Below are 20,518 nucleotides of genomic sequence, written 5' to 3' on the forward strand. Positions count from 1 at the left end.
AGATCGCGGCTTGTTATCCACAGGCCTCGATACCTTTTGTGACCAGCCCTCTTTCATCCTCCAGTGCCGAAACGGCGCAGCCTGCCACTGACGCCAAGCCCTGGTTCGTGTATCTGGTGCGGGCGGCCAACGGTGCCCTGTACTGCGGTATCAGCGACGACCCGGTGAAGCGCTTCGCCAAGCACCAGAGCGGCAAGGGCGCGCGTTTCTTTCTCTCCAGCCCGGCGGTGGCGCTGGTCTATACCGAGGCTTGCCGGGACAAGGGCGAAGCCTTGCGCCAGGAGCGGTTGATCAAGAAGCTCAGGAAGAGTGCCAAGGAATGCCTGGTGGCTTCGGCCACCGCCGCGGCATCAATCTGACTGATAGGTTCTCATCAGCCGGATCTGTAGGCCGTCCACGGATTGCGCGCTAAGCTCAGCGCTCTCCCTCTTCCGGCGGACCCCAGCATGTCAGAGTTGATTCTCCACCATTACCCGACCTCTCCCTTTGCGGAAAAAGCCCGCTTGCTGCTGGGTTTCAAGGGGCTGTCCTGGCGCTCGGTGAAGATTTCCCCGGTGATGCCCAAGCCCGACCTGACCGCCCTGACCGGTGGCTATCGCAAGACCCCGGTGTTGCAGGTCGGCGCGGATATCTATTGCGACACGGCCTTGATCGCGCGCCGCCTGGAGCAGGAAAAATCCTCGCCTGCGCTGTTTCCCGAAGGCCAGGAAATGATCAGTGCGGCCTTCGCCGCCTGGGTCGATTCGGTAGTGTTCCAGCACGCGGTGACCCTGGTATTCCAGCCTGAATCCGCAGCCGTGCGTTTCGGCAAGCTGCCGCCGGAAGCGGTCAAGGCCTTCATGGCCGACCGTGCCGGGCTGTTCAGTGGCGGCAGCGCCAGCCGGCTGCCTCTGGAGGTGGCCAAGCATCAGTGGCCGACCCTCATGGCGCGCCTGGAGCAGCAGTTGCAGCGCGAGCCCGGGGACTTCCTGTTTGGCCAACCATCGATTGCCGATATTGCCCTGGCTCACCCGCTGTGGTTCCTCAAGGGCACGCCGGTGACCGCGCCGCTGGTGGACGACTACCCGGCGGTTGCTGGCTGGCTGGCGCGGGTCCTGGGTTTCGGGCATGGCTCCTTCACCGAAATGAGCGCCGAAGAGGCCCTCGAGGTCTCGCGCAGTGCCACCCCGGCGGCGCTGCCGGATGAACAGTTCGTCGACCCCAACGGCTTCAAGGCGGGCCAGCAGGTGGTGATTGCCGCGACTGACTACGGTGTCGACCCGGTGGCGGGCGAGTTGCTGTTCGCCGGTACTGAAGAGCTGATCCTGCGCCGTGAAGATCCACGTGCCGGAGTGGTCCACGTGCACTTCCCACGGCTGGGCTTTCGCATCCAGGCCCAGTGATGCATATCTGCAGGAGCTGGCTTGCCTGCGAAGGCATTCCCAGAGCGGCCGCCCCCTTCGCTGGCAAGCGAAACGGCTCCTAGGGCTTCAGCGCGGCCATGATCGCGTCGGGATCGTAGGTGCGGATCAGGGTGCCATTTACGTCCAGGATCGGAATCCCGGCACCGCCCAGGGCGGTGTAGGCCTGGCGTGCCGCGGCGTCTTTCTCGATGTCGAATTCCCGGAAGGGAATGCCCTTCTGATCGAGAAAGCGCCGGGTGGCCTTGCAGTAGCCGCACCAGTCGGTGGCGTACAGCACCACCCGGGCATGCTCGCGGGTCTCTTCGCTGACCATTGCCGAAGGGTTGAACAGCCGTTCGATCTTGCCCCAGTGCTGGTAGGTCACCACCACCAGCAGGATCAGCAGGAACTTCTTCAATACCCCCTGGAGCATCAGTTACGGCGCTTGAGCTGGTCGGTCAGTTGGGTGGGCAGGCCCTTGATGATCAGGGTCCCGGCTTCTTCGTCGTACTCGATCTTCGAACCCAGCAGATGGGCCTCGAAACTGATGGACAGGCCCTCGGCGCGACCGGTGAAGCGGCGGAACTGGTTCAGGGTGCGCTTGTCCGCGGGGATCTCCGGCGACAGCCCGTAGTCCTTGTTGCGGATGTGATCGTAGAACGCCTTGGGGCGATCCTCGTCGATCAGTTCCGAGAGTTCTTCCAGGCCCATGGGTTCGCCGAGCTTGGCCTGGCTGCTGGCGTAGTCCACCAGGGTCTTGGTCTTCTCCCGGGCCGAGTCTTCCGGCAGGTCCTCGCTTTCCACGAAGTCGCTGAAGGCCTTGAGCAGGGTGCGGGTCTCGCCCGGGCCGTCGACACCTTCCTGGCAGCCGATGAAGTCGCGGAAATACTCCGAGACCTTCTTGCCGTTCTTGCCCTTGATAAAGGAGATGTACTGCTTGGACTGCTTGTTGTTCTGCCATTCGGAGATGTTGATCCGCGCCGCCAGATGCAGCTGGCCCAGGTCCAGGTGGCGCGACGGCGTCACGTCCAGCTGGTCGGTCACCGCCACGCCCTCGCTGTGGTGCAGCAGGGCGATCGCCAGGTAGTCGGTCATGCCTTGCTGGTAGTGGGCGAACAGTACGTGGCCGCCCACCGACAGGTTGGACTCTTCCATCAGCTTCTGCAGATGCTCCACCGCTACCCGGCTGAACGCGGTGAAGTCCTGGCCGCCTTCCAGGTACTCCTTCAGCCAGCCGCTGAAGGGGAACGCACCGGACTCGGGGTGGAACAGGCCCCAGGCTTTGCCCTGTTTGGCGTTATAGCTTTCATTGAGGTCGGCGAGCATGTTCTCGATGGCCGCGGACTCTGCCAGTTCGGAATCACGGGCGTGCAGGACTGCTGGGCTGCCGTCGGGTTTTTTGTCGATCAGGTGGACGATGCAATGACGGATCGGCATGGGCTTCTCGGCTGATTGAAGGGGGAGGGCGGGCTCCCCGAAAAAGTGCCCAGTGTACCGCACCCGCTGGTTTTGGCGCGGTTTGCCGGGTGATGAACGGCTCGTCGGTAAGGCTTATGCATTTTTTTACCGATTTAGAGCAATAAAGCTGACCAAATGGCTAGGTAGAGGCGGATATTTCCCCGTCTGTGTGCTAGTTTTGCCCCGTCTTACGCGATGTCTCAGCGTTAAGCGTGCATTCAGCATTTGTCGGGTCGAACCAAACCCTGATTTCGGTATCTATAACCCCGATCTGTCGTGGTTGTAACCGGGGTGCCAGATTCACAAGATCTGGCTCGATGGCTGACACTGCACTCTGCAATCCAAATGAATTTGATAGGGAAGGAACACCACAATGGCTATTACTAAAGACCAACTGATCGCTGATATCGCTGAAGCTATCGACGCGCCGAAAACCACCGCGCGTAACGCCCTGGACCAACTGGCTCAGATCGTTGCTGATCAATTGGAAAATGGCGGCGAAATCACTCTGCCAGGTATCGGCAAACTGAAAGTGACCGAGCGTCCTGCCCGTACTGGCCGTAACCCATCGACTGGCGCTGCCATCGAAATCGCTGCCAAGAAAGTTATCAAGCTGGTTGTGGCTAAAGGCCTGACCGACGCTGTTAACAAGTAATACTTGCAGTGAAACCGTGCTCAGAAGTTTTCCGGGCACGGTTTGTGTAACACCGATTCACGCAAGGTGAATCGTCCTTGAATCCCCCGCCTCTTTAGTTCTTCCTCATCCAGCGTTCCTGGCTCCAGGCCTGTTGCTGTGCCTTGTCCTTGAAGGTCCAGGCGACGAAGCGGCTCTGTTTCTGCCCCTGGGACATTTCCATCACCTGGCTTTCCAGGGCTCCGGCCTTTTTCAGCGCGCTTTCAATCGCCGGCAGGTTAGAGGCCTTCGACACCAGGGTGCTGAACCACAGTACCTGTTGGCCGACGCTGGCGCTTTCACTGATCAACTGGCTGACAAAGCGGATCTCGCCGCCTTCGCACCAGAGCTCCCGGGCCTGCCCGCCGAAATTCAGCACCGGCAATTTGCGCTTGGGGTCGGCCTTGCCCAGGGCCCGCCATTTACGCTGGCTGCCGCGGGTGGCTTCGTCCAGGGAGGCATGGAAGGGCGGGTTGCACATCGTCAGGTCGAAACGCTCGGTGCTGTCCAGCAGGCCGGTGAGGATCTGCTTGGGATTGCCCTGCTGGCGCAGGCTGATGGCCATGTTCAAGCCGTTGGCCTGGACAATCGCCTTGGCCGCCGCCAGGGCGGTGCTGTCGATGTCCGAGCCGAGGAACTGCCAGCGGTAGTCGCTGTAGCCGATCAGGGGGTAGATGCAGTTGGCGCCGACCCCGACATCCAGTACCCGTACGGCCGCGCCACGAGGGATTTCACCCTGGTTGTGGCTGGCCAGCAGATCGGCGAGGAAGTGCACATAGTCAGCGCGACCTGGCACTGGCGGGCAGAGGAAGTCCGCCGGAATATCCCAGTGGGCGATGCCGTAGAAGGCCTTGAGCAGGGCTCGGTTGAACACCCGTACCGCGGCCGGGTCGGCGAAGTCGATGCTTTCCTTGCCATAGGGATTGAGGATCACGAACTGCCCCAACTCCGGTGTGCTCTTGATCAGTTGTGGGAAGTCGTAACGCCCCTGGTGACGATTGCGCGGATGCAGGCTGGCCTTTTCCCGGGGCGTGGCGGCTTTGGCCGGGGAGGCAGGCTTGGGTTTTTTGCGCGAAGGCTTGGGGGTGTTGGGGGCGGTCATGGGGGATCGATTCGGGGTGGTTCAAAGTGGCGGGCATTGTCCCATATCTTGCGGCGTTGGGGCGGGAGGCTTCGCCGCCGGCAAGCCGGCTCCTGGCAAACCAACGCGTACCGGCAGGCGCTGGCTTGCCAGCGAAAGCGATCTGCCGCCAATAAAAAAGGGAGGCCTTTGCGGCCTCCCTCTTTCACACTGCGCGAATCGCCGTTACAGGCTGGAGATCCGTGCGTGCTGCTCCGCCAGCTTGCCCAGGGCCTGTTCGGCCTCGGCCAGTTTGGCGCGTTCCTTCTCGATCACTTCGGCCGGGGCCTTGTCGACGAAGGACGGGTTGGACAGCTTGCCGCCCACTCGCTGCACTTCGCCTTGCAGGCGCTGGATTTCCTTGTCCAGGCGTGCCAGTTCGGCGCCCTTGTCGATCAGGCCGGCCATGGGCACCAGCACTTCCATCTCGCCCACCAGCGCCGTGGCGGACAGCGGCGCTTCGTCGCCGGCAGCCAGTACGGTGATGGATTCGAGTCGGGCCAGCTTTTTCAGCAAGGCTTCGTTCTCGGTCAGGCGACGCTGGTCTTCGGCGCTGACATTCTTCAGGAACAGGGCCAGGGGCTTGCCCGGGCCGATGTTCATTTCCGCGCGAATGTTACGAGTGCCGAGCATCAGGCCCTTGAGCCATTCGATGTCGTCTTCGGCGGCCTGGTCGATGCGTGCTTCATTGGCCACCGGCCAAGGCTGCAGCATGATGGTTTTGCCGGTGCTGCCTGCCAGCGGCGCCAGGCGCTGCCAGATTTCCTCGGTGATGAACGGCATGAACGGATGCGCCAGGCGCAGCGCCACTTCCAGCACGCGCACCAGGGTGCGACGGGTGCCGCGCTGGCGTTCAACTGGCGAGTTCTCGTCCCAAAGCACGGGCTTGGACAGCTCCAGGTACCAGTCGCAGTACTGGTTCCAGATGAACTCGTACAGGGCCTGGGCGGCCAGGTCGAAACGGAACTGGTCGAGCTGACGGGTCACTTCAGCTTCGGTGCGCTGCAGTTGCGAGATGATCCAGCGGTCCGCCAGGGACAGCTCGTAAGCTTCGCCGTTCTGGCCGCAGTCCTCGCCCTTGTCCAGCACGTAGCGCGCGGCGTTCCAGATCTTGTTGCAGAAGTTGCGGTAACCCTCGACGCGGCCCATGTCGAACTTGATGTCGCGACCAGTGGTGGCCAGGGAGCAGAAGGTGAAACGCAGGGCGTCGGTGCCGTAGCTGGCGATACCGTCGGCGAATTCGGCGCGGGTCTGCTTCTCGATGGCTTTCTGCAGTTTGGGCTGCATCAGGCCGGTGGTGCGCTTCTGCACCAGGGTTTCCAGGTCGATACCGTCGATGATGTCCAGCGGGTCGAGGACGTTGCCCTTGGACTTGGACATCTTCTGGCCCTGGCCATCGCGGACCAGGCCGTGCACGTACACGGTCTTGAACGGAACCTGCGGCGTGCCGTCCTCGTTCTTCACCAGGTGCATGGTGAGCATGATCATCCGGGCGACCCAGAAGAAAATGATGTCGAAGCCGGTGACCAGCACGTCGGTGGGGTGGAAGGTCTTGAGGAAGTCGGTCTGTTCCGGCCAGCCCAGGGTGGAGAAGGTCCACAGGCCCGAGCTGAACCAGGTGTCGAGCACGTCGTTGTCCTGCTGCAGGGCAACGTCCGGGCCAAGGTTGTGCTTGGCCCGTACTTCCGCTTCGTCGCGGCCGACATAGACCTTGCCCGACTCGTCGTACCAGGCCGGAATGCGGTGGCCCCACCACAGCTGGCGGCTGATGCACCAGTCCTGGATGTCACGCATCCAGGAGAAATACATGTTCTCGTACTGCTTGGGCACGAAGGCGATGCGGCCGTCTTCCACGGCGGCGATGGCAGGTTCTGCCAGCGGCTTGGTGGAGACATACCACTGGTCGGTCAGCCACGGTTCGATGACGGTGCCGGAACGGTCGCCCTTCGGCACTTTCAGCGCGTGGTCGTCGACGCTCACCAGCAGGCCGGCGGCGTCGAAGGCGGCAACAATCTGCTTGCGTGCTTCGAAGCGGTCCAGGCCCACGTACTCGGCCGGGATCTTGCCGTCGACGCTGTCGTTCAGGCTGCCGTCCAGGTTGAACACCTGGCAGGCCGGCAGTACGGCGGCGTTCTTGTCGAAGATGTTGAGCAGCGGCAGGTTGTGGCGCTTGCCGACTTCATAGTCGTTGAAGTCGTGGGCCGGGGTGATCTTCACGCAGCCGGTGCCGAACTCGGGGTCGCAGTAATCGTCGGCGATGATCGGGATACGGCGGCCCACCAGGGGCAGCTCGACGAATTTGCCGATCAGGGCCTTGTAGCGCTCGTCTTCAGGGTTCACCGCGACGGCGGAGTCACCGAGCATGGTTTCCGGACGGGTGGTGGCGACGATCAGGTAGTCGTTGCCTTCGGCTGTCTTGGCGCCGTCGGCCAGCGGGTACTTGAGGTTCCACAGGAAACCCTTCTCGTCGTGGTTTTCCACTTCGAGGTCGGAAATCGCCGTGTGCAGCTTGGTGTCCCAGTTGACCAGGCGCTTGCCGCGGTAGATCAGGCCGTCTTCGTGCAAGCGCACGAAGGCTTCCTTCACTGCTTCCGAGAGGCCGTCGTCCATGGTGAAGCGCTCGCGGCTCCAGTCCACGGAGGAGCCCAGGCGGCGAATCTGGCGGCTGATGTTGCCCCCGGACTGATCCTTCCATTCCCAGACTTTCTCGAGGAATTTTTCCCGGCCCAGGTCATGGCGATTCTGGCCCTGGGCTTCGATCTGGCGCTCCACCAGCATTTGCGTGGCGATGCCGGCGTGGTCGGTGCCCGGCTGCCACAGGGTGTTGCGACCCTGCATGCGGCGGAAACGGATCAGGGCGTCCATGATCGCGTTGTTGAAGCCGTGGCCCATGTGCAGGCTGCCGGTGACGTTCGGCGGCGGGATCATGATGGTGTAGGAGTCGCCCGCGCCTTGCGGGGCGAAGTAGTTCTCGGACTCCCAGGTCTGGTACCAGGAAGTTTCAATGGCGTGCGGCTGGTAGGTCTTATCCATGCGCGGCGGGACCCTATTGGCATTTATTCAGGAAAAGCCGGGAAGTATAGCGGAGGGGGGCGGCAGCAAGCCACCAGCGGCAAGCGACAAGATGGCCCGGCCCGGCTTTTGCGTGTGGCTTATGGTTTGCCGCTGGTGGTCGCTGCGAGCAGGCGTTCCAGGCGGGCGTCGAGGCGACGCTTGATCTCGGTTTCGATATGCGGCGCGAAGTCGTCGATCACGTCCTGCATGATCAGTTGTGCGGCGGCGCGCAGTTCGCTGTCCAGGTGCAGCAAGGCATCGGCGTTGTTGCTGGCGGTGGCAGGCTTGGCGACGGGGGCCGCCGCTGCAGGTGCTGGAGCGGGTGTTGCCGCTTGAGCCGGCGCGGGTGCGGCGGCTTGCGCCGGGGCTGGCGCGGCAGGGGCGGCTTGGGCAGCGGCCGGCTGCTGGTTGCCCACCATGTCGAACAGCAGGGGAATCTGTACTTCGCTGCTGACGGTCTCGGTCAGCAGTGGCGGTTGCAGGTTTTCATCGCCGAGCAGTTTACGGATCGACTCGAGGTCATCCAGCAGGTGCGCGGGCTTTTGCAGCGGATTGGGAGTGTCCATCGGGTGCTCAGAGTCGCTGTAAACGGTGATCTTGCAGAGGATAGCCCTGTTCGCGATAGAAACGGAAACTCTCGCGGGCCGCCTGACGAATAGCGGGGTCCTCCACCACCACCTCGGCAATCCGGGCAAAACGCGGGGCGAAGGCCGGCACTTTCAGGTCCAGGTTCACCAGCAGGTCATTGTGGGGGCCGGGGTCCTGGCCGAGGCCGAGGACGATCAGGCTTTCGGGTTCGCTTTCCGCCGGGCCGTGGGGGACGAAGGTTTCGCCCTTGAAGCGCCACAGGCGGGCATCGAGCTCGTCCCGTTGCTCTGCATCGCTGCAATGCAGGTAGATGCGGTGGCCCATGCGCCAGGCCTTGTCGGTGAGCTTGCAGGCAAAATCCAGGCGCGCCGCAGGGTCCGCGCTGGGAAGAATATAGAAGTCGACTTTGGTCATTGGGCTTCCTGAGCCGAGGAGGGCGCCGCCTTCATGCGGTGCCCCCTGCGGTCATGGTTTTCAGGCTTTGGCGCGGTCCAGCAGGTATTGGGTCAGCAGGGGGACGGGACGGCCAGTGGCGCCCTTGTCCTTGCCACCGCTGGTCCAGGCAGTGCCGGCGATGTCCAGGTGCGCCCAGTTGAGGTTCTTGGTGAAGCGCGAGAGGAAGCAGGCGGCGGTGATGGTGCCGGCCTTTGGCCCGCCGATGTTGGCGATGTCGGCGAACGGGCTGTCCAGTTGCTCCTGGTACTCGTCGAACAACGGCAGTTGCCAGGCGCGGTCGTCGGCTTGCTGGCCGGCGCTGAGCAGTTGGCCGATCAGTTCGTCGTTGTTGCCCAGCAGGCCCGAAGTATGGGCGCCCAGGGCGACCACGCAGGCACCGGTGAGGGTGGCAATATCGATCACGGCCTGTGGCTTGAAGCGCTCGGAGTAGGTCAGGGCATCGCACAGCACCAGGCGGCCTTCGGCGTCGGTGTTGAGGATCTCCACGGTCTGCCCGCTCATGGTGGTGACAATGTCGCCAGGGCGCGCGGCGCCACCGCTGGGCATGTTCTCGGCGCAGGCCAGGATGCACACCAGGTTGATCGGCAGCTTCAGCTCCAGCACGGCGCGCAGGGTGCCGAACACGCTGGCGGCGCCGCCCATGTCGTACTTCATTTCATCCATGCCGGCGCCCGGCTTGAGGCTGATGCCGCCGGTGTCGAAAGTGATGCCCTTGCCCACCAGGGCGAACGGCTTCTCGGACTTCTTGCCGCCGTTGTACTGCATGACGATCAGGCGTGGCGGCTGGTCGCTGCCCTGGCCCACGGCATAGAACGAGCCCATGCCCAGTTCCTTGATCTTCTTCTCGTCGAGGACCTCGACCTTCAGGCCCTTGAACTCCTTGCCCAGGGCCTTGGCCTGTTCGCCGAGGAAGGTCGGATGGCAGACGTTCGGCGGCAGGTTGCCCAGGTCGCGGGTAAAGGCCATGCCGTTGGCGATGGCCTGGGCATGGGTCACGCCGCGCTGGACTTCGGCTTCGGCGGCCTTGATGGTCAGCAGGGTGATTTTCTTCAGGGCGCGGGGCTCGGCCTTCTGGCTCTTGTAGCGGTCGAAGACATAACCACCGTCCACCAGGGTTTCTGCCAGCAGGCGGGTCTTGCCGTAGCTGTCGCGGCCCTTGACCACGACTTCATCCAGCGCCAGCACGGCGTCGCTGCCGCCCAGGCCCTTGAGGGTGGTGAGCACGCCGCTGATGATCTTGCGGAACGGGCGGTCGCCCAGTTCGCCGTCCTTGCCGGTGCCTACCAGCAGCACCCGCTCGGCCTTGAGCTTGGCCACGCCGTGCAGCAGCAGGCTCTGGCCGACCTTGCCGGCCAGGTCGCCGCGTTTGAGTACGGCGCTGATGGCGCCGCCGCTGAGTTCGTCGAGTTGCTTGGCAACGCTGCCGAGTTTGCGGCCTTCGCCGACGGCGACCACCAGGGTGGCGGTCTTCAACGTTTCCGGGCTAACGCTTTTTACAACCAGTTCCATGTCTGGGTCCCTGAATAAATGGTCAAAGAGCGCAGGAAGCTGTCCTGCGCCAAGCTTATCTATATAGAAGAAGACGCCGCATGCTGCCGACGACAAAGCCACCAGTTTGAACCTCGCCGGTCGCGGCTGACAACCCTCGCATGGGCCAGTTTCGGCGCATTAGAGCGCTGGGTGAGCATCCTCCGTGACAGGCGCACGCAATCACAGGATAATGCGCCATCTTTTTTCGGCGGCCCTGCGTCTGGGGCCGGCTCGATACGTTTGCTTGTTCGGCCGCCTTAGCCTGACAACCCTGGAGTGTCTGGTTTGATCGTCTTTCGTTATCTGTCCCGCGAAATCCTGCTGACCCTGAGTGCCGTGAGCGCGGTATTGCTGGTCATCATCATGAGCGGGCGCTTCGTCAAGTTCCTCGCGCAAGCCGCCTCGGGGGCCCTGGATCCGGGCTCGCTGTTCCTGATCATGGGGTTTCGCCTACCGGGCTTCTTGCAACTGATCCTGCCCCTGGGGCTGTTCCTCGGCATTCTCCTGGCTTACGGCCGGCTCTATCTCGAAAGCGAGATGACCGTGCTGTCGGCCACCGGCATGAGCCAGCAACGCCTGTTGGGCATAACCATGATCCCGGCGGCCCTGGTGGCCCTGCTGGTGGCCTGGCTGAGCCTGAGCCTGGCGCCCCAGGGTGCCAACCAGTTCCAGCTGTTGCTGAACAAGCAGGATGCCCTGACCGAGTTCGACACGCTGGTGGCGGGGCGCTTCCAGGCGCTCAACGACGGTACCCGGGTCACCTACACCGAGCAGTTGTCCGAAGACCGAACCAACCTGGGCGGCGTGTTCATTTCCGAGAAACGCCTGGGCCAGCAGAAAAAGGACGAGGGCATTTCGGTGCTGGTGGCCGAGAAGGGCCATCAGGACATTCGCCCCGACGGCAATCGCTACCTGATCCTGGAAAACGGCTATCGCTATGACGGCAACCCGGGCGAGGCCAACTACCGGGTGATCAAGTACGACACCTACGGTGTTTTGCTGGAGCGTCCGGACGTCAGCGACGAAGTCACCGATCGCGATGCCATGCCCACCGCTGACCTGATCGGCAAGGATGACCTGCGAGCCCGTGCCGAGCTGCAATGGCGCCTGTCCCTGCCATTGCTGGTGTTTATCGTGACCTTGATGGCGGTGCCGTTGTCCCGGGTCAACCCGCGCCAGGGCCGCTTCCTCAAGCTGATCCCGGCGATCCTGCTGTACATGGCCTACCTGACCATCCTGATCGCCGTGCGCGGTGCAATGGAGAAGGGCAAGATTTCCCCGGCCTTGGGGCTGTGGTGGGTGCACCTACTGTTTCTGTTGATTGGCCTCGGCCTGATGTATTGGGAGCCGATGCGCTTGAAAATGGCGAGTCGTCGCAGCGTGAAGGAGATGGCTCGTGGTTAAGCTCGATCGCTACATCGGTAGCAGTGTGTTCATGGCTATCCTGGCGGTCCTGGGGATCATCCTCGGGCTGGCCTCGCTGTTTGCCTTCATCGATGAGATGGGGGCTGTCAACGAAACGTATACCGTGGTGGATGTAATGAGCTACGTGGCCCTCACTGCGCCGCGTCGGGTCTATGAAATGCTGCCGATGGCAGGCCTGATCGGCTGCCTGATCGGCCTTGGCAGCCTGGCCAGTAACAGCGAGTTGACCATCATGCGCGCGGCCGGTGTATCGGTGGGCCGTATTGTCTGGGCGGTCATGAAGCCCATGCTGGTGCTGATGCTGGTGGGCGTGCTGGTGGGTGAATACGTAGCGCCGGCCACCGAGACCCAGGCCCAGGCCAGTCGGGCCCTGGCCCAGGGTTCCGGCGATGCCCAGAGTTCCAAGCACGGCCTGTGGCACCGCCAGGGCGATGAATTCATCCATATCAACGCAGTGCAGCCCAATGGCCTGCTCTATGGCGTGACCCGCTACCACTTCGATGACCAGCGCCACATGCTGTCGTCGAGCTTCGCCCGGCAGGCCCGTTTCCACGAGGACTACTGGCAGCTGACGGATGTCACCACCACCTACTTCCGCGACGGTCATACCGAAGTCATCAGCGTGCCCGGCGAACGTTGGGATGTGGCCTTGAGCCCGCAACTGCTGAGCACCGTGGTGATGGCGCCGGAATCCCTGTCCATCAGCGGCCTGTGGGGCTACATCCACTACCTGGCCGACCAGGGCCTGAACAACGGTCGCTACTGGCTGGCGTTCTGGGTCAAGGTCCTGCAGCCGCTGGTGACGGCGGCGCTGGTATTGATGGCCATTTCCTTCATTTTCGGTCCGCTGCGTTCGGTGACCCTGGGTCAGCGGGTATTCACCGGCGTACTGGTGGGTTTCACCTTCCGCATCGCCCAGGATCTGCTGGGCCCTTCGAGCCTGGTATTTGGCTTTTCGCCGTTGTTCGCGGTGCTGGTGCCTGCGGGTATCTGCGCGGTGGCGGGCGTCTGGCTGTTGCGCCGGGCCGGCTGATTCCGCGGCTTTGCCAGGGTCTTGACGTAACGCCCCGGTCCTTGGATCGGGGCGTTTTTGCATTTGACAAACGCTGACAGGCGAGCGTGACGCTTGTGCCGAGTATCAGGTACAATTCCCGGCTATTTTTCGGCGGGCCATGCCTGCAGCCTTTTTGAGTGTTCATCCGTGAGTGATTTGAGTCATATCCGCAATTTCTCCATCATCGCCCACATTGACCATGGCAAGTCGACTCTGGCCGATCGCTTCATCCAGATGTGCGGCGGCCTGGCCGAGCGCGAAATGGAAGCCCAGGTTCTGGACTCCATGGACCTTGAGCGTGAGCGCGGGATCACCATCAAGGCCCACAGCGTCACCCTCTATTACAAGGCCCGCGACGGCATTACCTACCAGCTGAACTTCATTGACACCCCGGGCCACGTGGACTTCACCTACGAAGTCAGCCGTTCCCTGGCGGCCTGTGAAGGTGCATTGCTGGTGGTGGACGCCGGCCAGGGCGTCGAAGCCCAGTCGGTTGCCAACTGCTACACCGCCATCGAGCAAGGCCTGGAAGTGATGCCGGTGCTGAACAAGATCGACCTGCCACAGGCCGATCCTGAGCGGGTCAAGGAAGAGATCGAGAAGATCATCGGTATCGATGCCACCGACGCCGTGACCTGCAGCGCCAAGACCGGCCTGGGCGTGGACGAGGTGCTCGAGCGCCTGGTGACCACCATTCCGGCACCGACCGGCAACATCGAAGACCCGCTGCAAGCCCTGATCATCGACTCCTGGTTCGACAACTACCTGGGCGTCGTGTCCCTGGTACGTGTACGTCATGGCCGGGTGAAGAAGGGCGACAAGATCCTGGTCAAGTCCACCGGCAAGATCCACCTGGTGGACAGCGTTGGTGTATTCAACCCGAAACACACCGCCACCACCGACCTCAAGGCCGGTGAAGTGGGCTTCATCATCGCGGGCATCAAGGACATTCACGGCGCGCCCGTGGGTGACACCCTGACCCTGAGCTCGACCCCGGACGTTGAAGTGCTGCCGGGTTTCAAGCGCATCCAGCCCCAGGTCTACGCCGGCCTGTTCCCGGTCAGCTCCGACGACTTCGAGGATTTCCGCGAAGCCCTGCAGAAGCTCACCCTGAACGACTCTTCCCTGCAGTACACCCCGGAAAGCTCCGACGCCCTGGGCTTCGGCTTCCGCTGCGGGTTCCTCGGCATGCTGCACATGGAGATCATCCAGGAGCGCCTGGAGCGCGAGTACGACCTGGACCTGATCACCACCGCACCGACGGTAATCTTCGAGCTGCAACTGAAGAACGGTGAAACGATCTACGTCGACAACCCGTCCAAGCTTCCGGATCTGTCGGCGATCGAAGACATGCGCGAGCCGATCGTGCGGGCCAATATTCTTGTGCCGCAAGAGCACCTGGGCAACGTCATAACCCTGTGCATCGAGAAGCGCGGCGTACAGCACGACATGCTGTTCCTCGGCAGCCAGGTCCAGGTGACCTACGACCTGCCGATGAACGAAGTGGTCCTGGACTTCTTCGACCGCCTGAAATCCACCAGCCGCGGCTATGCTTCGCTGGATTACCATTTCGATCGTTACCAGTCGGCTAATCTGGTGAAACTGGATGTGCTGATCAACGGTGAGAAGGTCGACGCCCTGGCGTTGATCGTGCACCGTGACAACGCCCACTACAAAGGGCGTGCGCTGACCGAAAAGATGAAAGAACTGATTCCTCGGCAGATGTTTGACGTGGCAATCCAGGCCGCCATTGGCGGGCAGATTGTGGCGCGGACAACCGTCAAGGCACTCAGAAAGAACGTACTGGCCAAATGCTACGGCGGCGACGTTAGCCGTAAGCGCAAGCTGTTGGAAAAGCAGAAGGCCGGTAAGAAACGCATGAAGCAAGTGGGCAACGTGGAAATTCCACAAGAAGCCTTCCTTGCCGTGCTCAGGTTGGATAGTTAGGTCCTATGTCACTAAATTTCCCGCTGTTGCTGGTCATCGCTGTCTTCGTTTGCGGTCTCTTGGCGTTGCTCGACCTGGTGTTCCTGGCACCGCGCCGGCGTGCCGCCATTGCCAACTATCAGGGCAGCGTCAGCCAGCCGGACGGGGTGGTGGTCGAGAAGCTGAGCAAAGAGCCGCTGCTGGTTGAATACGGCAAGTCGTTCTTCCCGGTGCTGTTCATCGTCCTGGTGCTGCGTTCGTTCCTGGTGGAGCCGTTCCAGATTCCATCGGGCTCGATGAAGCCGACCCTGGATGTGGGCGACTTCATCCTGGTGAACAAGTTTTCCTACGGGATCCGCTTGCCGGTGATCGACAAGAAGGTCATCGAAGTCGGTGATCCGCAGCGCGGCGATGTGATGGTGTTCCGCTACCCAAGCGATCCGAACGTCAACTACATCAAGCGTGTGGTCGGCCTGCCGGGTGATGAAGTGCGCTACACCAGTGACAAGCACCTGTTCGTCAACGGTCAGCCGGTGGCGGAGCAACTGGTGGGGGCTGAACCCGGCACCTTGGGCAGCGCCGAGCTGTACAAGGAAAAACTGGGCGCCGCCGAGCACTTGATCCGCAAGGAAATGAGCCGTTACCGGGCAACCCCGGACGGTCGCTGGGTGGTGCCGGCCGGGCACTACTTCATGATGGGCGACAACCGCGACAACTCTAACGACAGTCGCTACTGGGACGATCCAAGTATTCCCAAGGACCTGCTGGGCATGGTTCCCGACAAGAATATCGTCGGCAAGGCCTTCGCAGTCTGGATGAGCTGGCCCGAACCGAAACTCAGCCACCTGCCGAATTTCTCGCGGGTTGGCCTGATCAAGTAATCACACGCGGCGCTGTTGAACACAGCGCCGAATGCTTTTCTGGCTCTTGTATAAAACGGCCTTGCCCTTGGGCGACCCGTAACAGCCTTATCGCCAGAAGCATGCAGTCAACGATATTCAGGATGTAAATTTGAACACAGCGTTAATTGCCACCCGCACCTCGTGCGCGGCCCCTGGGATGGCGAGTTTCGGCAACGAAACCAGCGTGGGTAAACCGTGAGCGTTTCTTTGAGCCGTCTCGAGCGTCAGCTCGGTTATTCCTTCAAGGACCAGGAGCTGATGCTGCTGGCCCTCACTCACCGCAGCTTTGCCGGGCGCAACAACGAACGCCTGGAGTTTCTCGGTGACGCCATTCTCAACTTCGTTGCCGGCGAGGCGCTGTTCGAGCGCTTTCCCCAGGCCCGCGAAGGCCAGCTGTCGCGTTTGCGCGCGCGTCTGGTAAAAGGTGAAACACTGGCGGTGCTGGCCCGTGGTTTCGACCTGGGCGAGTACCTGCGCCTGGGCTCCGGCGAATTGAAGAGCGGCGGTTTCCGTCGTGAGTCGATCCTTGCCGATGCCCTGGAGGCCCTGATTGGTGCGATCTACCTGGACGCCGGCATGGAGACTGCCCGTGACCGCGTGCTGTCCTGGCTGGCCTCGGAGTTCGAGAGCCTGACCCTGGTGGACACCAACAAGGACCCCAAGACCCGGCTGCAGGAGTTCCTCCAGTCCCGCGCCTGCGAATTGCCACGTTACGAAGTGGTGGATATCCAGGGCGAACCGCATTGCCGGACATTCTTCGTTGAATGTGAAGTCACCTTATTGAATGAAAAAAGCCGAGGTCAGGGTGTGAGCCGCCGTATTGCCGAACAGGTAGCGGCCGCCGCAGCACTGATTGCCCTGGGCGTGGAGAATGGCCATGACTGATTCAACTGCAACACGCTGTGGCTATGTCGCCATCGTCGGCCGCCCCAACGTGGGCAAGTCGACGCTGCTCAACCACATCCTCGGCCAGAAGCTGGCGATCACCTCGCGCAAGCCCCAGACCACTCGTCACAACATGCTCGGGATCAAGACAGAAGGCGCCATCCAGGCGATCTACGTCGATACCCCCGGTATGCACAAGAGCAACGAGAAGGCGCTGAACCGCTACATGAACAAGACCGCTTCGGCGGCGTTGAAAGACGTCGACGTGGTGATCTTCGTGGTCGATCGCACCAAGTGGACCGACGAAGACCAACTGGTACTGGAGCGTGTGCAGTACGTGCAGGGCCCGGTAATCCTGGCGATCAACAAGACCGATCGCATCGAGGACAAGGCCGAGCTGATGCCGCACCTGACCTGGCTGCAGGAGCAACTGCCGAACGCCGAGATCGTGCCGGTCTCCGCCCAGCAGGGCCACAACCTCGAAGCCCTGGAAGGCCTGATCGCCAAGCACCTGCCGGAGAACGACCACTTCTTCCCGGAAGACCAGATCACTGACCGCAGCAGCCGCTTCCTCGCCGCCGAACTGGTGCGGGAAAAGATCATGCGCCAGCTCGGTGCCGAGCTGCCCTACCAGATCACCGTGGAAATCGAAGAGTTCAAGCAGCAGGGCAAGACCCTGCATATCCATGCCTTGATCCTCGTCGAGCGCGACGGCCAGAAGAAAATCATCATTGGCGACAAGGGTGAGCGGATCAAGCGCATCGGCATGGAGGCGCGCAAGGACATGGAGCTGCTGTTCGATTCCAAGGTCATGCTCAACCTCTGGGTCAAGGTCAAGGGCGGCTGGTCCGACGACGAACGCGCCCTGCGCTCCCTGGGCTACGGCGACCTCTGATGCACTTCGCCGGCAAGCCGGCTCCTGCACCTTCCTGTAGGAGCCGGCTTGCCGGCGAACAGCTGCAACCCCTTCTCCGGACCCGGTTCCCTCTCTTCCCCTGAGATCCCCCGCAACCATGTCCAGCAACGCCCCAGTCGGCCAACTCGCCTACGTCCTGCACAGCCGCGCCTACCGCGAAAGCAGTGCCCTGGTGGATTTTCTTACCCCCCAAGGTCGCCTGCGTGCTGTCCTGCGCAATGCGCGGGGCAAGGCCGGGACCCTGGCGCGGCCCTTCGTGCCCCTGGAGGTCGAGTTTCGCGGCCGTGGCGAACTGAAGAACGTCGGGCGCATGGAAAGTGCTGGCATTGCCGCCTGGCTCAATGGCGAGGCCTTGTTCAGCGGCCTCTATCTGAACGAGCTGTTGATTCGCCTGCTGCCGGCGGAAGATCCCCATCCTGCGGTATTCGACCACTACGCTGCCACGCTGCTGGCCCTGGCCGAAGGCCGTCCCCTGGAGCCTCTGCTGCGGGCCTTTGAGTGGCGCCTGCTGGATGACCTGGGCTACGGCTTTGCCCTGGACAGCGACATCCATGGCGCCCCCATCGCTGCCGACGGCCTGTACCGCCTACAGGTGGATGCCGGGCTGGAGCAGGTGTTCCTGCTGCAGCCGGGACTGTTCAATGGCACCGAGTTGCTGGCCATGGCCGATGCCGACTGGAGCGCTCCCGGCGCGCTGTCTGCGGCCAAGCGCCTGATGCGTCAGGCCCTGGCGGTGCACCTGGGCGGCCGGCCCCTGGTCAGTCGCGAGTTGTTTCGCAAGCCTTAGTCTCCCCGTATGCTGTGCGCCGAATCTTCATTTATTCAGGAGCGCTTCCGTGACCACCAGCAATCGCATTCTTCTTGGCGTGAACATCGACCACGTTGCCACCCTGCGCCAGGCACGGGGCACCCGTTACCCGGACCCGGTCAAGGCAGCGCTGGACGCGGAAGAGGCGGGCGCCGACGGCATCACCGTGCACCTGCGCGAAGATCGCCGGCATATCCAGGAGCGCGACGTGCTGCTGCTCAAGGATGTGCTGCAGACCCGCATGAACTTCGAAATGGGCGTCACCGAAGAGATGATGGCTTTTGCCGAGCGTATCCGTCCGGCACATATCTGCCTGGTGCCGGAAACCCGCCAGGAGCTCACCACCGAAGGCGGCCTGGATGTGGCGGGGCAGGAGGCGCGGATCAAGGCGGCGGTAGAGCGGCTGTCGAAAATCGGTTCCGAAGTGTCCCTTTTCATCGACGCCGACGAGCGTCAGATCGAGGCCTCCAAGCGGGTCGGCGCGCCGGCCATCGAGTTGCACACCGGGCGTTATGCCGATGCCCAGACGCCCAGTGAAGTGGCCGAGGAGCTGCAGCGTATCGTCGACGGCGTTGCTGTTGGCCTGGCCCAGGGGCTGATCGTCAACGCCGGCCATGGCCTGCATTACCACAACGTCGAGGCGGTGGCGGCGATCAAGGGCATCAACGAGCTGAACATCGGCCATGCCCTGGTGGCCCACGCTCTGTTTGTCGGTTTCAAAGGTGCGGTGGCTGAGATGAAGGCCTTGATCCTGGCGGCTGCGGCCAAGGCCTGAATCGCCTTCGCCGGCCAGCCGGTTCCTGCACAACCTGCGTAGGAGCCGGCTGGCCGGCGAATGCTTTTAAAGCGGCGGATTCTCTTCCGGCGGCTTGGTCTTGTTGACCCCGGGTACGTGCAGGTTGCCTTCGGCGACCTGGTCGCCTTCCAGCTGCGGCTGGGTCACCCAGGTGAGAATGTCGTAGTAGCGACGGATGTTGGCGACGAAATGCACGGGCTCACCGCCCCGGGCATAGCCGTAGCGGGTCTTGCTGTACCACTGCTTCTGCGACAGGCGCGGCAGCATCTTCTTCACATCCAGCCACTTGTTCGGGTTCAGGCCTTCTTTCTCGGCCAGCTTGCGCGCATCGTCCAGGTGGCCGGTGCCGACGTTATAGGCGGCCAGGGCGAACCAGGTGCGGTCCGGTTCCTCGATCTTGTCGTCCAGCTGTTCCTTGATATAGGCCAGGTACTTGGCCCCGCCGCTGATGCTCTGCTTGGGGTCCAGGCGGTTGGAGACGCCCATGGCCTGGGCGGTGTTCTGGGTCAGCATCATCAGCCCGCGCACCCCGGTCTTGGAGGTGACCTCGGCCTGCCACATCGATTCCTGATAGCCCACCGCCGCCAGCAGGCGCCAGTCGAGCTTTTCCTGCTTGGCCGACGCCTTGAAGTGCTTCTCGTACTTGGGCAGGCGTTGCTGCAGGTGCTGGGCAAAGGTGTAGGCGCCGACATAGCCGAGCACGTCCACATGGCCGTAGTAGCGGTCCTTCAGGCGTTGCAGGGTGCCGTTCTTCTCGACCTTGTCGAGGAAACTGTTGATCTCGTTGAGCAGGCTGTTGTCGTCGCCTGCGGCCACGGCCCAGCTCTGGCTGCGGGCGTCGCCCAGGTCAAAGGCCACTCGCACATTGGGGAAGTAGACCTGGTTCATCGCCAGTTCGTTGGAGTCCACCAGGGTCAGGTCGATCTGCCCTTCGTCCACCATGCGCAGCAGGTCCACCACTTCCACGGCGTCCGACTCTTCGTATTCGATGCCGGGGTACTTGAGCTTGAGTTCCGCCAGTTGTTCGGCGTGGGTGCTGCCCTTGAGCACCATGATGTGCTTGCCCACCAGGTCTTGCGCGGTGGTGGGGCGGGAACGGCCATTGCGATAGATGACCTGGGGCGTGACCTCCAGATAGGGGTGGGAGAACCGCACCTGCTGCTTGCGCTGCTCGCTGCTCACCAGGCCGGCGGCGGCCAGGACCGGGCCCTTGGGCTGGCCCAGCTGGTCGAATAGGTCGTCGAGGTTGTCGGCGGTCTCGATCTTGAGCTCCACCCCCAGATCGTCGGCAAAGCGTTTCACCAGCTCGTATTCGAAGCCGGTTTCACCGTTGCGATCCTGAAAGTAGGTGGCAGGGCTGTTACGGGTGACCACCCGCAGCACACCATCCTCCTTTACGCGCTCGAGCGTGCTGGGTTTCTCAACACAGGCGCCGAGCATCAGGAAGAGTCCGGTAACGATGAGCCACTTGGCGCAGCGCGGACGTAAAGCCATAGGGGAAAACATTGGCGCAGTATACGCAAAGGATAACGGCCGCCATATCTC

The 20,518-nt window shown here is 62.4% G+C and carries 19 protein-coding genes; 11 read left to right on the forward strand and 8 right to left on the reverse strand.

The features are described 5' to 3' along the window. The first annotated feature begins 38 nt into the window (after window positions 1–38). Window positions 39–359: a GIY-YIG nuclease family protein gene (locus AC1RL5_RS07285; protein WP_011059408.1), complete on the forward strand. Its 321-nt coding sequence runs from the start codon at window positions 39–41 to the stop codon at window positions 357–359. A gap of 87 nt (window positions 360–446) precedes the next feature. Continuing rightward, a complete protein-coding gene (locus AC1RL5_RS07290; RefSeq protein ID WP_015634257.1) occupies window positions 447–1,382 on the forward strand; it encodes a glutathione S-transferase family protein in 936 nt (311 codons plus the stop codon). 79 nt (window positions 1,383–1,461) lie between these two features. Here the strand turns inward: AC1RL5_RS07290 and AC1RL5_RS07295 are convergent, their stop codons facing one another. Together AC1RL5_RS07295 and yejK are read right to left on the reverse strand one after the other, a co-directional pair. Next, complete coding sequence (locus AC1RL5_RS07295; protein WP_011059410.1) at window positions 1,462–1,815, reverse strand: glutaredoxin family protein; 354 nt, start codon at window positions 1,813–1,815, stop codon at window positions 1,462–1,464. Further along, on the reverse strand, window positions 1,815–2,819 hold the full coding sequence (gene yejK, locus AC1RL5_RS07300; protein ID WP_015634258.1) for a nucleoid-associated protein YejK: 1,005 nt from the start codon (window positions 2,817–2,819) through the stop codon (window positions 1,815–1,817). The genes AC1RL5_RS07295 and yejK overlap by 1 nt, the downstream gene beginning before the upstream one ends. 394 nt (window positions 2,820–3,213) lie before the next feature. Here yejK and AC1RL5_RS07305 point away from each other — a divergent pair, with 394 nt between their 5' ends. Next, window positions 3,214–3,495: an HU family DNA-binding protein gene (locus AC1RL5_RS07305; RefSeq protein WP_003440137.1), complete on the forward strand. Its 282-nt coding sequence runs from the start codon at window positions 3,214–3,216 to the stop codon at window positions 3,493–3,495. Window positions 3,496–3,589: 94 nt separating this feature from the next. Here AC1RL5_RS07305 and rlmF read toward each other — a convergent pair whose 3' ends face one another. From rlmF to AC1RL5_RS07330, 5 genes are all read right to left on the reverse strand, one after another. Continuing rightward, entirely contained in the window at window positions 3,590–4,615 is a 1,026-nt protein-coding gene (gene rlmF, locus AC1RL5_RS07310; protein WP_492589204.1) for a 23S rRNA (adenine(1618)-N(6))-methyltransferase RlmF, read from the reverse strand. A gap of 204 nt (window positions 4,616–4,819) precedes the next feature. Beyond that, a complete protein-coding gene (locus AC1RL5_RS07315; RefSeq protein WP_093404571.1) occupies window positions 4,820–7,666 on the reverse strand; it encodes a valine--tRNA ligase in 2,847 nt (948 codons plus the stop codon). A gap of 119 nt (window positions 7,667–7,785) precedes the next feature. After that, window positions 7,786–8,253, reverse strand: a complete 468-nt coding sequence (locus tag AC1RL5_RS07320) for a DNA polymerase III subunit chi (RefSeq protein WP_093404567.1) — start codon at window positions 8,251–8,253, stop codon at window positions 7,786–7,788. 7 nt (window positions 8,254–8,260) lie between these two features. After that, window positions 8,261–8,689 (reverse strand): DNA polymerase III subunit chi, encoded by a 429-nt coding sequence (locus AC1RL5_RS07325; protein ID WP_015634262.1) that lies wholly within the window; start codon window positions 8,687–8,689, stop codon window positions 8,261–8,263. 60 nt (window positions 8,690–8,749) lie between these two features. Continuing rightward, window positions 8,750–10,240, reverse strand: coding sequence for a leucyl aminopeptidase (locus tag AC1RL5_RS07330; RefSeq protein WP_065364580.1), 1,491 nt, complete (start codon window positions 10,238–10,240; stop codon window positions 8,750–8,752). A 306-nt stretch (window positions 10,241–10,546) separates the two neighbouring features. Between AC1RL5_RS07330 and lptF the strand changes: the two genes are divergently transcribed. From lptF to pdxJ, 8 genes are all read left to right on the forward strand, one after another. Then, the gene (gene lptF / locus AC1RL5_RS07335) at window positions 10,547–11,665 is read left to right on the forward strand and encodes an LPS export ABC transporter permease LptF (RefSeq protein ID WP_072443082.1); all 1,119 of its coding nucleotides are present in this window, start codon (window positions 10,547–10,549) and stop codon (window positions 11,663–11,665) included. Then, window positions 11,658–12,719, forward strand: a complete 1,062-nt coding sequence (lptG, locus tag AC1RL5_RS07340; protein WP_011059418.1) for an LPS export ABC transporter permease LptG — start codon at window positions 11,658–11,660, stop codon at window positions 12,717–12,719. The genes lptF and lptG overlap by 8 nt, the downstream gene beginning before the upstream one ends. Before the next feature lie 168 nt (window positions 12,720–12,887). After that, on the forward strand, window positions 12,888–14,687 hold the full coding sequence (gene lepA / locus AC1RL5_RS07345) for a translation elongation factor 4 (RefSeq protein WP_011059419.1): 1,800 nt from the start codon (window positions 12,888–12,890) through the stop codon (window positions 14,685–14,687). A 5-nt stretch (window positions 14,688–14,692) separates the two neighbouring features. After that, the gene (gene lepB, locus AC1RL5_RS07350; RefSeq protein WP_011059420.1) at window positions 14,693–15,547 is read left to right on the forward strand and encodes a signal peptidase I; all 855 of its coding nucleotides are present in this window, start codon (window positions 14,693–14,695) and stop codon (window positions 15,545–15,547) included. Between the two features lie 216 nt (window positions 15,548–15,763). Beyond that, window positions 15,764–16,453, forward strand: a complete 690-nt coding sequence (gene rnc / locus AC1RL5_RS07355) for a ribonuclease III (protein WP_011059421.1) — start codon at window positions 15,764–15,766, stop codon at window positions 16,451–16,453. Then, a complete protein-coding gene (era, locus tag AC1RL5_RS07360) occupies window positions 16,446–17,348 on the forward strand; it encodes a GTPase Era (RefSeq protein ID WP_019094760.1) in 903 nt (300 codons plus the stop codon). The genes rnc and era overlap by 8 nt, the downstream gene beginning before the upstream one ends. A 118-nt stretch (window positions 17,349–17,466) precedes the next feature. Further along, window positions 17,467–18,156 carry a DNA repair protein RecO gene (gene recO, locus AC1RL5_RS07365; RefSeq protein WP_011059423.1) on the forward strand — a complete coding sequence of 230 codons (690 nt, stop codon included), beginning with the start codon at window positions 17,467–17,469 and terminating at the stop codon, window positions 18,154–18,156. A gap of 49 nt (window positions 18,157–18,205) precedes the next feature. Continuing rightward, the gene (gene pdxJ, locus AC1RL5_RS07370; RefSeq protein ID WP_011059424.1) at window positions 18,206–18,952 is read left to right on the forward strand and encodes a pyridoxine 5'-phosphate synthase; all 747 of its coding nucleotides are present in this window, start codon (window positions 18,206–18,208) and stop codon (window positions 18,950–18,952) included. Between the two features lie 66 nt (window positions 18,953–19,018). Here the strand turns inward: pdxJ and mltF are convergent, their stop codons facing one another. Then, entirely contained in the window at window positions 19,019–20,479 is a 1,461-nt protein-coding gene (mltF, locus tag AC1RL5_RS07375; RefSeq protein WP_011059425.1) for a membrane-bound lytic murein transglycosylase MltF, read from the reverse strand. Between the last annotated feature and the right edge of the window lie 39 nt (window positions 20,480–20,518).

The organism is Pseudomonas sp. GW822-FHT06D10 (genome assembly GCF_058799535.1).

What these genes read in the sequence shown, in the direction of transcription:
- AC1RL5_RS07290 (WP_015634257.1), top strand. Translation starts at nt 447, where the DNA reads ATGTCAGAGTTGATTCTCCACCATTACCCGACCTCTCCCTTTGCGGAA.
- AC1RL5_RS07295 (WP_011059410.1), bottom strand. Translation starts at nt 1,815, where the DNA reads ATGCTCCAGGGGGTATTGAAGAAGTTCCTGCTGATCCTGCTGGTGGTG.
- yejK (WP_015634258.1), bottom strand. Translation starts at nt 2,819, where the DNA reads ATGCCGATCCGTCATTGCATCGTCCACCTGATCGACAAAAAACCCGAC.
- AC1RL5_RS07305 (WP_003440137.1), top strand. Translation starts at nt 3,214, where the DNA reads ATGGCTATTACTAAAGACCAACTGATCGCTGATATCGCTGAAGCTATC.
- rlmF (WP_492589204.1), bottom strand. Translation starts at nt 4,615, where the DNA reads ATGACCGCCCCCAACACCCCCAAGCCTTCGCGCAAAAAACCCAAGCCT.
- AC1RL5_RS07315 (WP_093404571.1), bottom strand. Translation starts at nt 7,666, where the DNA reads ATGGATAAGACCTACCAGCCGCACGCCATTGAAACTTCCTGGTACCAG.
- AC1RL5_RS07320 (WP_093404567.1), bottom strand. Translation starts at nt 8,253, where the DNA reads ATGGACACTCCCAATCCGCTGCAAAAGCCCGCGCACCTGCTGGATGAC.
- AC1RL5_RS07325 (WP_015634262.1), bottom strand. Translation starts at nt 8,689, where the DNA reads ATGACCAAAGTCGACTTCTATATTCTTCCCAGCGCGGACCCTGCGGCG.
- AC1RL5_RS07330 (WP_065364580.1), bottom strand. Translation starts at nt 10,240, where the DNA reads ATGGAACTGGTTGTAAAAAGCGTTAGCCCGGAAACGTTGAAGACCGCC.
- lepB (WP_011059420.1), top strand. Translation starts at nt 14,693, where the DNA reads ATGTCACTAAATTTCCCGCTGTTGCTGGTCATCGCTGTCTTCGTTTGC.
- era (WP_019094760.1), top strand. Translation starts at nt 16,446, where the DNA reads ATGACTGATTCAACTGCAACACGCTGTGGCTATGTCGCCATCGTCGGC.
- recO (WP_011059423.1), top strand. Translation starts at nt 17,467, where the DNA reads ATGTCCAGCAACGCCCCAGTCGGCCAACTCGCCTACGTCCTGCACAGC.
- mltF (WP_011059425.1), bottom strand. Translation starts at nt 20,479, where the DNA reads ATGTTTTCCCCTATGGCTTTACGTCCGCGCTGCGCCAAGTGGCTCATC.